Source organism: Pseudomonas sp. NFPP12 (assembly GCF_900103205.1).
GTDB classification, from domain to species: domain Bacteria; phylum Pseudomonadota; class Gammaproteobacteria; order Pseudomonadales; family Pseudomonadaceae; genus Aquipseudomonas; species Aquipseudomonas protegens.
This window is the reverse complement of sequence record NZ_FMWW01000004.1, coordinates 664,334-675,740: the sequence shown is the minus strand read 5'-3', so window position 1 is coordinate 675,740 and position 11,407 is coordinate 664,334. Positions and strand designations below refer to the sequence as shown.

The window sequence follows — 11,407 nt, the reverse complement described above, 5'->3', positions numbered from 1 at the left end:
CGGCGAAGCGGCGGGGCTTACTTGCCCTGCCAGCGCTTCATGACCAGGGTGGCGTTGGTGCCACCGAAGCCGAAGCTGTTGCTCATCACGGTGTTGATGGTGGCATCTTCGCGGGTCTTGGTCAGGATCGGCATATCGGCCACTTCCGGATCCAGCTCGTCGATGTTGGCCGAACCGGCCATGAAGTTGCCTTCCATCATCAGCATGCAGTAGATCGCTTCGTGAACGCCGGCAGCGCCCAGGGAGTGACCCGACAGGCTCTTGGTGGAGCTGATGGCCGGGGCCTTGTCGCCGAACACTTCACGCACGCCCTTCATTTCCGCGACGTCGCCGACCGGGGTCGAAGTGCCGTGGGTGTTCAGGTAGTCGATAGGGGTGTCGACGGTGGACATGGCCATTTCCATGCAGCGGATTGCACCTTCGCCGCTTGGAGCCACCATGTCGTAGCCATCGGAAGTGGCGCCGTAGCCGACGATTTCCGCGTAGATCTTGGCGCCACGGGCCAGAGCGTGTTCCAGCTCCTCGACCACCACCATGCCGCCACCGCCGGCGATGACGAAACCGTCACGCTTGGCGTCGTAGGCGCGGGAGGCCTTTTCCGGGGTTTCGTTGTACTGGGTGGACAGGGCACCCATGGCGTCGAACAGGAACGACTGGGTCCAATGCTCTTCTTCACCGCCACCGGCGAAGACGATGTCCTGCTTGCCCATCTGGATCTGTTCCATGGCGGTACCGATGCAGTGAGCACTGGTGGCGCAGGCAGAAGCGATGGAGTAGTTCAGGCCCTTGATCTTGAACGGGGTGGCCAGGCAGGCGGAAACGGTGCTGCTCATGGTCCGCGTAACGCGGTATGGGCCAACGCGCTTGACGCCTTTCTCGCGCAGGATGTCCAGCGCTTCCATCTGGTTCAGGGTCGAGGCGCCGCCGGAGCCGGCGATCAGGCCGGTGCGCGGGTTGGACACTTGTTCTTCGCTCAGGCCGGAGTCGGCGATGGCGTCTTTCATGGCCAGGTAGGCGTAAGCCGCCGCGTGGCCGACGAAGCGATAGATCTTGCGGTCGATCAGCTCTTCGAGGTTCAGGTCAATGGAGCCGGAAACCTGGCTACGCAGACCCATTTCGGCATATTCCGGGTTGAAGCGGATGCCAGGGCGACTTGCACGCAGGTTAGCGGAGACGGTCTCTTTGTCATTGCCCAGGCACGAAACAATGCCAAGACCTGTGATAACGACGCGGCGCATGCGGATAACCCTTAGAAGTTGTCAGTTGAAGTAAACACGCCGACCCGGAGGCCTTCGGCGGTATAGATTTCGCGGCCGTCAACGCTGACCGAACCATCGGCGATGGCCATGTTCAGCTTGCCCTTGAGCACGCGCTTGATGTGAATGTTATAGGTGACTTTCTTGGCGGTCGGCAGGACCTGGCCGAAGAATTTCACTTCCCCCGAACCCAGGGCGCGACCGCGGCCCGGCAAGCCCTGCCAGCCGAGGAAGAAGCCCACCAGTTGCCACATGGCATCCAGGCCCAGGCAGCCTGGCATCACCGGGTCGCCTTCGAAGTGGCAAGCGAAGAACCACAGGTCTGGAGTGATATCCAGCTCAGCGACCAACTCACCTTTACCGTACTTGCCACCCTCTTCGCTGATATGGGTGATGCGATCCACCATCAGCATGTTGGGGGCGGGCAGTTGCGCGTTACCTGGGCCGAACAGCTCACCGCGACTGCAGCGCAGCAGGTCTTCCCGAGTAAAGGCGTTTTGTTTGGTCATGCGAGCTCCTCAATAGTCCCGTGCGGCAGGGTTGGGCAAATCTTCCCGGCCGATCGAAGCGTTCATGCCTCGAGCCGGCAGCCTACTCATAGACTATTGCGTTGTAGTGAAAGTCACAGCGCAAAGGGCATGAATGTACACTTGTGCACTGAAATTTTTTTTGAGGGCCTTTTCAGGGCCCCGTCGGGTGCCTAAGACTGCCGCACTTTCGCCCATGACGCCAGTCGTAGCTGTTGGAAAATAGCCGGTTATTGCACCCAACGTTGGAGAATTTGCTGCAGATCCGCGCGCTTGAAAGGCTTGGCCAGGTAGTCGTTCATGCCCGCTGCAAGGCAGGCTTCACGGTCGCCCTGCAAGGCGTTGGCGGTCAGGGCGATGATCGGTAAATCGGCACAGCCGGGCAGTTGGCGGATCTGCCGGGTGGCTTCATAACCGTCGACCAGCGGCAGTCGGCAATCCATCAGAATCGCCTCGAAGATCAGGCTTTCGGCACTGCGGACCGCCTGGGCGCCGTCGGTGACGATGCTCACGGTGAACCCCAGGCTGCGCAGCATGGCCTGGATCACGGTCTGGTTCACCGGGTTGTCTTCCACCAGCAGCACGTTGCGGCCTTCACCGGAGTGCTGATTGCTGCTCACCCGCGGGGCCAGTACCGGCAGGCTCTGCTGGAACAGCGCCAGGGGGATTTCCAGGGTGAACACCGAGCCTCGGCCTTCCTCGCTCTGGGCCCGCAGGGTGCCACCCATGCGCTCGGCCAGGGTGCGGGCGATGGGCAGGCCCAGGCCGGTGCCGCCATAGCGACGGGAAATCGAACTGTCGGCCTGCTGGAAGGCGTCGAACATCAGCTCCAGGCTGGCCGGGCTGATGCCGATACCGCTGTCGCGCACTGCGCAGGTGAACCACAGCAGTTCGTGATCCAGGGCCTGCCACTGGGGCTCGATGGTGATGCTGCCCTGCTCGGTGAACTTCAGGGCGTTGCCGATCAGGTTGACCAGGATCTGCCGGATTCGCGTCGGGTCGCCCTTGACCTGCAGCGACTCCATGCCCGGCGGCAGCCGCAGTTGCAAGTCCAGGCCGCGTTGCAGGGCGCTGTGCTGGAAGGCCTGGGCCGAGCTGGTGATCAGTTCGGCAAGGTTGAACGGGATGTGCTCCAGTTCCAGGGCCGAGCGTTCGATGCGGGAGAAGTCGAGGATGTCGTTGATCACCTTTAGCAGGTGTTCGGTGGACTCCGACGCCAGCGCCGCGTACTCGCTCTGTTCCTGGGTCATCTGGGTGGTTTCCAGCAGTTGCAGCATGCCCAGTACACCGTTCATCGGTGTGCGCAGCTCGTGGCTCATCATCGCCAGGAAATCCGACTTGGCCTTGTTCGCCCGTTCCGCCTCTTCCCGGGTCTGGATCAACTGGGACATGGCCTGGTGCTGCTCGCGGCTGGCCAGTTCCAGGCCGGCGGCGAGGTTGTTGATGTGCCGGGCCAGGTTGCCCAGCTCGCCATCGTCGACGATCGGCAGCGGGGTCTTGAAATCCCCTTCCTGGATTGCCTTCACCGCATCGCCCATGGCGCGGATCGGCTGTGCCAGGCCGGCCGCCAGGCGCCGGGCCAGGAGGAAGGTGAAGAGCAGGGCGAACAGCGCGAGGATGGCGGCCTTGAGGAGGATTTCCTGCTGGCGCTGGCTGAAGGCGTCGTTGGACATGCCGACGATCACCCGGCCCAGGTAACCATCGCCCTGGGCAGCCACGCTGGCCGGGTCGTTCTGCAGAAAGTCGTTGTGCACCTGGATGCGCTGCAGGCGTACCGGGGCCTGGAATACCTTGATCTGCTGCGCGTGGTTGTGGCTGGCCGAGGGCTGTTCCACGTACACCAGGATGTTGTTGGCGCTGTCCTGCACCTCCAGGAAGTGCACGTGGGGCGTGGCCAGGGTTGCCTGCAGCAGGCTCTCCAGGCCCTCGTTGTTGCCGGAGATCACCCCGTACTCGGTGGCTGGCGCCAGTTGATTGGCGATCAGTTGCCCGGTGTGGTTGAGCTCCTGGCGCAAGTCCTGGATACGCACGAAGGTAAAAAAGCTGATCAGTAGCAGGGTCAGGAGCAGGGCCGGGCCCAGGCTGATGAGCTGAGTGCGGGTCTGGATATCCCATCGGCGACGCAATGTCATGGGTGCTTCTCTCCTTCACTCAACTGGCGCGCAACGGCCTGCGGGTCGATTTCCTCGATGCCCAGCGAGCGTGCCACCTGTGGGTTGCTCAGTACTTTGAAAGCCGTCGGGTATAGCGCACGGGGCCAGCGAGCCGGCGGTTGGTCGAGCAGGCTGTCCAGGGTCTGCAACCAGTCCTGCTGGTCGCTGTAGGTGCTGGCCAGGCTGCCGGCCCGGACGAAGCCGGCATTGGGGCCGATCAGCGCCTGTTGCCGGGCGTAGCTGCTCAGTAGCAGGTTCTTCACGGTTTTCGGGTTGTACAGCTTCGGATCATCCAGGCCCAGCAGCACTTCGCTGTTGCGCAGCAGGTTCTGCAGCGGGCGGCTGTCGCTGGTGCTGTCCCAGGGTTCGGCGATGATTTCCATGTTCAGGGTTTGCGCGGCCAGGTGCAGCTCCTTGAGCAGGAACCGGCTGTCGGCGCTGTACAGCACCCCCACCCGGCGCACCTGCGGCAGAACACTGCGGATCAGGCGTAACTGGCGCTCCAGGGGCGGATCGCTCCACAGCAGGCTCAACCGTGGATGAGGGCTTTGCGCCAGGCGCTGTTGGGCCTGCAGGCGGCTGATGCGCAGGACCAGGGTCGGCGGGCCCAAGGGATCTTGCAGGCGCCAGTCGAGGCTTTGCGGGTCCAGCAGGATCAGGCGCGTGCTGCCGGGCAACTGGCCCGGCGGCGGCAGTTGGGCCAGGGGGACGAAGCGCACCTGGTCCCGGGGGCGCTGGGCGGCCAGTTCTTCGGTGAAGGTGCGCACGCTGCTGTTGTCGTCGCTGGCGGTGAGCAGCACATCGGCCGCCCACAACGGGTTGCCCAGCAGCATGCCCAGTACCAGCAGGCACAGGCACAGGCGACGATGTATGCGCAGGGCCTTCCAGGGCCGACAGTGGCCCATGTCAGAACTCGAGCTCCGCGCTGAAGTAGACCACGTGGCGCGAGTCGTAGAGATTGTCGGCGAAGGTGGTGGGCTGGTGGTCGAGCCGTTGCTGCAGGGTGCCGGCCAGTTCCAGGCTGGTCTTGCTGCCCAGGGCCAGGCGCTTGGCGATGCGGGTGTCGACCCGTTCGAATCGGTAGCCGTTGAGGGCGCTGTCGCCATAGTAGAAGAGCGCGCTGGACCAGCCCTGGCCCCAATTGCGCAGCCAGCCGGCGGAGCCGCTGTTGCTGGCGGTCAGGCGCTGGTCCAGGCGGTTGCTGGCCTGGGCATGGACGTAGGCGTAGGTCAGGCGCAGGCGGTCGGCGCGGCTCAGTTGCCAGTCCAGCTGGCTCTCGGTACCGGCGAAGCGTGAGGCGTTGCTGTTGCTGGCGATGTACTGGTTGTTGCGCAGCGGCTCGCTGATCATCCCGGTGATTTCGTCATAGAACAGCTTGATGTCGAGGTTCAGCGCCTGGTCGACGAAGTAACCGTTGTAGCCCAGTTCCCGGGAACGCATGTGCTCCTGGTCGAGGTTGCCGGGGCCACGGGTCTTGACGAAGTACTGGGCGCTGTTCTGGCCGTAGACCGGGGTGCTCAGGCCGGTGACCCGGTAGCTCCAGTTGACGTTGTTCTCGAACATGTCCGGGGAGCGGATGGCTTCCGAATACACCGCCCGCAAGCCGTGGCGCGGGTTGATCAGGTAGTTGACCGCGATCCTCGGGGTCAGGGAGTTGCCGGTCAGCTGGGTGTCTTCGTACATAGCCCCGCCCTGGATCAGCCAATGTTCGCTGGCCCGCCACTCCAGCTGGCCGAACAGGCGCCAGGTGGTGTCGTCGAGGGTGCCGTTGAAGTAGGTTTCGGAGTCGGCCCGGTCGTAACGATAGTTCATGCCGCTGACCAGCCGCAGGTTGTCGCTGAGGCTCAGGGTGTCCTGCAGCTCCAGGTCGTAGCGGGTTTCCCGAGAGCTCTGGTCGATGTTGCCGCAGACCGTATTCTTGCCGCCGCCGGTTTTCCATTGGTCGATGACCTGGTTGGCCAATGCCTGTTCCGTCGGGGTTCCACCGGGCGTCGCGCTTAAATAATCGGGCATGTGGCGCGCCAGGCGCTCGGCGTAGTTCGGGTTGAGTTGCCACAGGCGTGTCAGCTCGGGGCTGAAGGAAATTGCCGCGTCGCAGGCACGCCAGGTCTGCTGGCGGTCCCAGTGTTGGGCCGAGCCCTGGATATAAAGGCTGTGCTGTGGATTGAGCTCCAGGTTCCAGCGCAGTGACCCGGCGTAGTCCTTGGCCACCACATCGGAGTTGTTGCCTTGCTGGGTTACCCCGTGGAACACCGGCTGATAGGTATAGGGCCGCTGGTTGGTGCCTTCCTTGGCATTCAATTGCCAGTCGATGCTCTGCTGTTCATTGAGCATCTGGCTCACGGACAGACTGAAGCGGTTCAAGCGCTTGCTGTCGCGGTAGTCGGCCCCCAGGCGATTCTTGTCGAAGCCATCATCTTCCTGCCCCGACAGCGACAGGCGCAGGTCGCCGCTTTCCCAGCCGGTACCCTGGCTGGCGTACCAGTCGCTGATGCCGCGCTGGCCCCGGGTCAGCTTGACCCGCGTGCCATGGCTGTTGGCCGGGGCGCGGGTGATGATGTTGACCACCGCCATCAGCGCGTTGGCGCCGTAGCTGACGGTATTGGGGCCGCGAAACACCTCGATGCGCTCGATGTCTTCCATGGCCACCGGGATATCGCTCCAGTCCACTGTCGCCAGGCCGGCGCGATACACCGAACGCCCGTCGATCAGCACTTGCATGCGCCGGGCTTCGCTGGCGTTGGTGCCGTGGTAGTTGACCGTGGCCTGGTTGCCGCTGATGGCGCCGACCATCATCCCCGGCACCAGGCGCAGCAGTTCGCTGATGTCCCGGGCGCCGCTGGCCTTGATCAACTCGTTGTCGAGCACCGTCATGCTGCCGGGAACCGCGGCAGGTGACTGTTTCAGGCGGGTGGCGGTGAGGACCTCGGGCAGGGCGGTGCCGTCCAGGAACAGATCGTCGGCCAGCACCGAGTGGCCGAACAGCATGCCCAGCAGCAGCGACAGACGAAGAGGTGAGGGGCCAGCGGACACGACACAGCCTTGAATCTTGATGGAAGGCGCGCATGTTAACCGAGATAGTCGAGTTTTCCAGTCGATAAGCCCGACATTCCCCGAATGACTCCACGTGTTCCCGACAGGTTGCCTGAATGGCACCTGGGGCTGGTGGTGAGAAAACCGCCCCGTATAATGCCGCCATCGCCACTGCTATGGATTAACGGATTGCATATGACACAACAGCGCCCTATTGCGGTCCTGGGAGGCGGAAGTTTTGGTACCGCCGTGGCCAATCTGCTGGCCGAGAACGGTCACCGGGTGCGGCAGTGGATGCGCGACCCCGGGCAGGCCGAGGCCATTCGGGTCAACCGCGAGAATCCGCGCTATCTCAAGGGCATCAAGATTCATCCGGCGGTGGAGCCGGTCACCGACCTGCTGGCCACCCTCAATGACAGTGACCTGTGCTTTGTCGCCTTGCCCTCCAGCGCCCTGCGCTCGGTGCTGGCGCCCCACGCCGAGCTGCTCTGCGGCAAGCTGCTGGTCAGCCTGACCAAGGGCATCGAGGCCCAGACCTTCAAGCTGATGAGCGAGATCCTCCAGGACATCGCCCCGCAAGCGCGCATCGGCGTACTTTCCGGCCCCAACCTGGCTAGGGAAGTGGCCGAGCACGCCCTGACCGCCACCGTGGTCGCCAGTGAAGACGAAGAGCTCTGTCAGCGGGTCCAGGCCGCGCTGCACGGCCGCACCTTCCGTGTGTATGCCAGCGCCGACCGCTTCGGCGTGGAACTGGGCGGGGCGCTGAAGAACGTCTACGCGATCATCGCCGGCATGGCGGTGGCCCTGGGCATGGGGGAAAACACCAAGAGCATGCTGATTACCCGGGCGCTGGCGGAAATGACCCGCTTTGCCGTGAGCCAGGGCGCCAACCCCATGACCTTCCTCGGCCTGGCCGGGGTCGGCGACCTGATCGTCACCTGTTCCTCGCCCAAGAGCCGCAACTACCAGGTGGGCTTTGCCCTGGGCCAGGGCCTGAGCCTGGAAGAGGCGGTGACCCGACTGGGTGAGGTGGCGGAGGGCGTCAACACCCTCAAGGTGCTCAAGGTCAAGGCTCAGGAGCTGGGGGTCTACATGCCGCTGGTGGCCGGCCTGCACGCGATCCTGTTCGAAGGGCGTACGCTGAACCAGGTAATCGAGCTCTTGATGCGCGGCGAGCCGAAAACCGACGTCGACTTTATCTCCACCAGCGGATTCAACTGAGCAGCACAGGAGCCAGACATGAACGATACGAATTCCGAAGCCAAATACGAGTCCATCCTCCTGCGGGTGCTGTGGATGCTGATATTCGTGCTGGTGTGGCAGGTGGCGCAGTTTCTCCTGGGCGCGCTGGTGCTGGTGCAGTTGATCTATCGCCTGATCTACGGCGCGCCGAATGCCGGCCTGATGAACTTCGGCGATAGCCTGAGCCAGTTCCTGGCGCAGATCGGCCGTTTCGGCAGCTTCCATACCGAACAGAAACCCTGGCCGTTCGCCGATTGGCCCGCTCCCCGGGCGCCTGAAGGCGAAGCTCCCCATAGCGTGCCGCCAGCGCCTCACCCGGTTCGTGACGAGGAGCCCAAGCTGTGAAGCTGTGGGTGCTGCGTCACGGCCAGGCCGAGTCCCATGCGCCGACCGATGCCCAGCGCAACCTCACGGCCCACGGTCGCGAGGAAGTGCTGGGCAGCGCCGCGCACCTGATCGGCCAGCCCATCGCCGCGATCCTCGCCAGCCCTTATGTACGTGCCCAGCAGACTGCACAGCTGGTGCGCGAGGCCCTGGGGTTCGAAGGCGAGATCCGCACCGTGCCCTGGCTCACCCCCGAGGCCAACCCGCTGCAGGTGCTGGAGCAACTGGACAGTGCCGACAACCTGCTGCTGGTCAGCCATCAACCCCTGGTGGGCAACCTGATCGGCCTGTTGCAGCACGGCCACCTGCGTGATCCGCAGCCGATGAACACCGCCAGCCTGGCGGAGCTCGAAGGCGACTGGCCCCTGGCGGGGCTGATGACCTTGAATGCCGTGACACACCCTTGATGGACGCGGCGGCAGGGCATGCCCGGGCCGCCGTTGTTGTCTCGAACCCACCGATCCCCGGTTGCGATCCGCTACATTTCTTAACTTGCAGCGCTCCTTTGTGCGTGGAATAGTCCACCAAGCAAGTGCTTGGTTGGTGTCGCGAACAGAATAAGAACAAAGGAGCGAGTCATGTCTGCTGCTTTTCGTTTGCCCCTGCAAGTGTTCTACGAGCGCGAGGCTCGTCATCCCCAGCAGCGCTTTCTTGTCCAGCCCAGTGCCGGCGGGCAGGTGCAGGAACTGAGCTGGTTCGAGGTGGGCCAGCAGGCCCGGCGTGCCGCCCAATGGCTGCGCGAGCGCCAGCTGCCTTCCGGCAGCCACATTGCAATCATTGGCAAGAACTCCGCGCACTGGGTCATTGCCGACCTGGCGATCTGGATCGCCGGGCATGTCTCGGTGCCGTTGTATCCCAATCTCACGGCCGAGTCGGTAGCCCAGGTGCTGGAGCATTCCGAGTCGGCCCTGGCCTTTATCGGCAAGCTGGACGACTGGCCGCAAATGGCGCTCGGGATCAAGGCCGGGCTGCCCACCATCCGCTTGCCCCTGGCCCCCGAAGGCCCTTTCGATTTCAGTTGGGAAGACCTGCAGCGCTGTCCGCCGCTCGAGGATAGCCCGAGCCCTGCGGCCGATCAGCTGGCCACCATCATCTATACCTCCGGCACCACCGGGCTGCCCAAGGGTGTGATGCACAGTTTCGGCAACCTGGGCTTTGCCGCCAGCCATGGTGTGCAGATGTTCGGCCTGGGCCCCGAGGACCGGCTGCTGTCCTACCTGCCCCTGTGCCACGTGGCCGAGCGCATGTTTGTCGAGATGGCGGCGATCTATACCGGGCAGACGGTGTTCTTCGCCGAAAGCCTGGACACCTTCCTCGCCGACCTGCAGCGAGCCCGGCCCACCGCGCTGTTTGGCGTGCCACGGATCTGGACCAAGTTCCAGATGGGGGTCTACAGCAAGGTGCCGGCCAAGCGCCTGGATTTTCTCCTGGGCCTGCCCTTTATCGGCAAGCGTGTCGGCCACAAGGTGTTGAGCGGGCTCGGGCTGGACGCGTTGCGGGTGGCGCTGTCGGGAGCGGCACCGGTGCCCCAGACCCTGTTGCACTGGTATCGACGCCTCGGGCTGGACGTGCTGGAGGTGTACGGCATGACCGAGAGCTGCGGCTACTCCCATATCGGCCGCTCCGGTGAGCATGTGCCCGGCTGGATTGGCCGGCCCTGCCCGGAAGTCGAGGTGCGCATCGACGAGGCGGGGGAGGTTCAGGTACGCAGCGGAGCCACTATGCTGGGCTATTTCAAGGACCCGCAGAAGACCGCCGAAACCGTCACTGAGGATGGTTTCCTGCGCACCGGTGACAAGGGGGAGCAGGATGCCGCCGGCAACCTGCGCCTGACCGGCCGGCTCAAGGAGATCTTCAAGACCAGCAAGGGCAAGTACGTGGCCCCGGCGCCCATCGAGAACCGCCTGGCGGTGCATGCCCATATCGAGCAGGTGTGCGTGGTGGGCGACGGGCTGATTGCCCCCTTGGGCCTTTGCGTGCTTTCGGCTGCGGGCGCGCAGGCCGCCGCCGGCAGTGCCCGGGAAGGCTTGCACAGCAGCCTGGAAAGCCTGCTGGCCCAGGTCAATGGCAGCCTGGACAAGCACGAGCGGCTGCATCGGCTGGTGGTGGTCAAGGACAGTTGGGCAGTGGAAAACGGCTTTCTCACTCCAACCCTGAAGATCAAGCGCAATGTGATCGAAGCCACCTATGGCGGCAGTTTTCAAGCCTGGAGCGAGCGCAGCGAAGCCGTGCTGTGGCAGGATTGACCGACAATAACCACCCATAAGGGAAGCGGCGATGAGTCTATGGCGTACCACTCCGAACATCGAGCAACTGAACGCGATCCAGAAGAACACCATCGGCGAAGTGCTGGATATTCGCTTCGAGTCCTATGACGAGCAGTCACTGACCGCGAGCATGGTCATCGACCATCGCACCCACCAGCCCTACGGGCTGCTGCACGGCGGGGCCTCGGTGGTGCTGGCGGAAACCGTCGGCTCCATGGCCAGCTACCTGTGCATCGACGCCAGCAAGTTCTACTGCGTGGGGCTGGAGATCAATGCCAATCACCTGCGGGGCTTGCGCACCGGGCGGGTCACGGCGGTGGCCAAGGCCATTCATATCGGGCGCACCACCCATGTCTGGGACATCCGCCTGAGCAGTGATGAAGGCAAGGCCAGTTGCGTCTCGCGCCTGACCATGGCGGTAGTGCCCCTCGGGCAGAACCCGCCGGCGCAATGAGGCAACGCGCCATAGGCTGAGCCTGGGTGTCAGCATTCCTGTCTGTTACGGTCATTGCCCTGGTGCAAGGGCCTGCGGACAATCGGTGTTC

At 63.9% G+C, this 11,407-nt stretch carries 10 protein-coding genes; 5 read left to right on the top strand and 5 right to left on the bottom strand.

Annotated elements, in window-relative coordinates; translation table 11 throughout:
• Window positions 1-17: 17 nt before the first annotated feature.
• The 5 genes from fabB to BLS75_RS20205 all read right to left on the bottom strand — a co-directional run bounded on the left by fabB (window position 18) and on the right by BLS75_RS20205 (window position 6,969).
• The gene (fabB, locus tag BLS75_RS20225; RefSeq protein ID WP_072451654.1) at window positions 18-1,238 is read right to left on the bottom strand and encodes a beta-ketoacyl-ACP synthase I; all 1,221 of its coding nucleotides are present in this window, start codon (window positions 1,236-1,238) and stop codon (window positions 18-20) included.
• Window positions 1,239-1,249: 11 nt separating this feature from the next.
• The gene (gene fabA, locus BLS75_RS20220) at window positions 1,250-1,765 is read right to left on the bottom strand and encodes a 3-hydroxyacyl-[acyl-carrier-protein] dehydratase FabA (protein ID WP_011060067.1); all 516 of its coding nucleotides are present in this window, start codon (window positions 1,763-1,765) and stop codon (window positions 1,250-1,252) included.
• 248 nt (window positions 1,766-2,013) lie between these two features.
• Window positions 2,014-3,915 (bottom strand): ATP-binding protein, encoded by a 1,902-nt coding sequence (locus BLS75_RS20215; protein WP_015634677.1) that lies wholly within the window; start codon window positions 3,913-3,915, stop codon window positions 2,014-2,016.
• Complete coding sequence (locus BLS75_RS20210) at window positions 3,912-4,841, bottom strand: ABC transporter substrate-binding protein (protein ID WP_072451653.1); 930 nt, start codon at window positions 4,839-4,841, stop codon at window positions 3,912-3,914. The genes BLS75_RS20215 and BLS75_RS20210 overlap by 4 nt, the downstream gene beginning before the upstream one ends.
• 1 nt (window position 4,842) lies before the next feature.
• Entirely contained in the window at window positions 4,843-6,969 is a 2,127-nt protein-coding gene (locus BLS75_RS20205; RefSeq protein ID WP_015634679.1) for a TonB-dependent receptor plug domain-containing protein, read from the bottom strand.
• 195 nt (window positions 6,970-7,164) lie between these two features.
• Between BLS75_RS20205 and BLS75_RS20200 the strand changes: the two genes are divergently transcribed.
• The 5 genes from BLS75_RS20200 (at window position 7,165) to BLS75_RS20180 (ending at window position 11,316) form a co-directional block, all read left to right on the top strand.
• On the top strand, window positions 7,165-8,190 hold the full coding sequence (locus tag BLS75_RS20200) for an NAD(P)H-dependent glycerol-3-phosphate dehydrogenase (RefSeq protein WP_072451652.1): 1,026 nt from the start codon (window positions 7,165-7,167) through the stop codon (window positions 8,188-8,190).
• Window positions 8,191-8,208: 18 nt separating this feature from the next.
• Entirely contained in the window at window positions 8,209-8,556 is a 348-nt protein-coding gene (locus BLS75_RS20195) for a DUF4389 domain-containing protein (RefSeq protein ID WP_011060072.1), read from the top strand.
• Window positions 8,553-9,002, top strand: a complete 450-nt coding sequence (sixA, locus tag BLS75_RS20190) for a phosphohistidine phosphatase SixA (protein ID WP_011060073.1) — start codon at window positions 8,553-8,555, stop codon at window positions 9,000-9,002. Before BLS75_RS20195 ends, sixA begins: the two co-directional genes overlap by 4 nt.
• 171 nt (window positions 9,003-9,173) lie before the next feature.
• Window positions 9,174-10,841, top strand: a complete 1,668-nt coding sequence (locus BLS75_RS20185; RefSeq protein WP_072451651.1) for an AMP-binding protein — start codon at window positions 9,174-9,176, stop codon at window positions 10,839-10,841.
• A gap of 31 nt (window positions 10,842-10,872) precedes the next feature.
• A complete protein-coding gene (locus tag BLS75_RS20180) occupies window positions 10,873-11,316 on the top strand; it encodes a hotdog fold thioesterase (protein ID WP_011060075.1) in 444 nt (147 codons plus the stop codon).
• Window positions 11,317-11,407: the final 91 nt, after the last annotated feature.

Excerpts from the sequence above, each read along its gene's own strand:
- BLS75_RS20185 (WP_072451651.1), top strand. The coding sequence starts at position 9,174 with ATGTCTGCTGCTTTTCGTTTGCCCCTGCAAGTGTTCTACGAGCGCGAG.
- BLS75_RS20180 (WP_011060075.1), top strand. The coding sequence starts at position 10,873 with ATGAGTCTATGGCGTACCACTCCGAACATCGAGCAACTGAACGCGATC.
- BLS75_RS20200 (WP_072451652.1), top strand. The coding sequence starts at position 7,165 with ATGACACAACAGCGCCCTATTGCGGTCCTGGGAGGCGGAAGTTTTGGT.
- BLS75_RS20195 (WP_011060072.1), top strand. The coding sequence starts at position 8,209 with ATGAACGATACGAATTCCGAAGCCAAATACGAGTCCATCCTCCTGCGG.
- fabA (WP_011060067.1), bottom strand. The coding sequence starts at position 1,765 with ATGACCAAACAAAACGCCTTTACTCGGGAAGACCTGCTGCGCTGCAGT.
- BLS75_RS20210 (WP_072451653.1), bottom strand. The coding sequence starts at position 4,841 with ATGGGCCACTGTCGGCCCTGGAAGGCCCTGCGCATACATCGTCGCCTG.
- fabB (WP_072451654.1), bottom strand. The coding sequence starts at position 1,238 with ATGCGCCGCGTCGTTATCACAGGTCTTGGCATTGTTTCGTGCCTGGGC.
- BLS75_RS20215 (WP_015634677.1), bottom strand. The coding sequence starts at position 3,915 with ATGACATTGCGTCGCCGATGGGATATCCAGACCCGCACTCAGCTCATC.